The organism is Hydrogenophaga sp. OTU3427 (assembly GCF_038440225.1).
Taxonomy (GTDB): Bacteria; Pseudomonadota; Gammaproteobacteria; order Burkholderiales; family Burkholderiaceae_C; genus Hydrogenophaga.
This window is the reverse complement of the sequence record NZ_JASATI010000136.1, coordinates 1-362: the sequence shown is the minus strand read 5'-3', so window position 1 is coordinate 362 and position 362 is coordinate 1. Positions and strand designations below refer to the sequence as shown.

1 protein-coding gene is annotated in these 362 nt (G+C 70.7%); it reads left to right on the top strand.

The window, feature by feature from the left end; genetic code table 11:
- Positions 1 to 362 (top strand): amidohydrolase family protein (locus AAHB17_RS24625; RefSeq protein WP_342133695.1); only part of this gene is annotated, 362 nt, incomplete at both ends.

Below are 362 nucleotides of genomic sequence, written 5' to 3'. Positions count from 1 at the left end.
GGCATCGAAACCCGCTTGCCCCTGCTCTACAGCGCCGGCGTGCTGGGCGGGCGCCTGACGCTGGAACGCTTCGTCGAACTGACATCCACCAACCCGGCCAAGGCCTACGGCCTGCACCCGCGCAAGGGGACGATCGCCATCGGCAGCGACGCCGACCTGGTGATCTGGGACGAACGCGAATTCGTGCTCAACAACAGCCACCTGCACCATGCGGTGGACCACACGCCCTACGCGGGCCAGACCCTGCGCGCCTGGCCCGCCATGACGCTGATCGGCGGCGAGGTGGTGTGGGACGGTGCCTTCCACGCCCGCCCGGGCCGCGGCCGTTTCCTCACCTGCGGCGCGCCCTCGCTGCTGCCCCA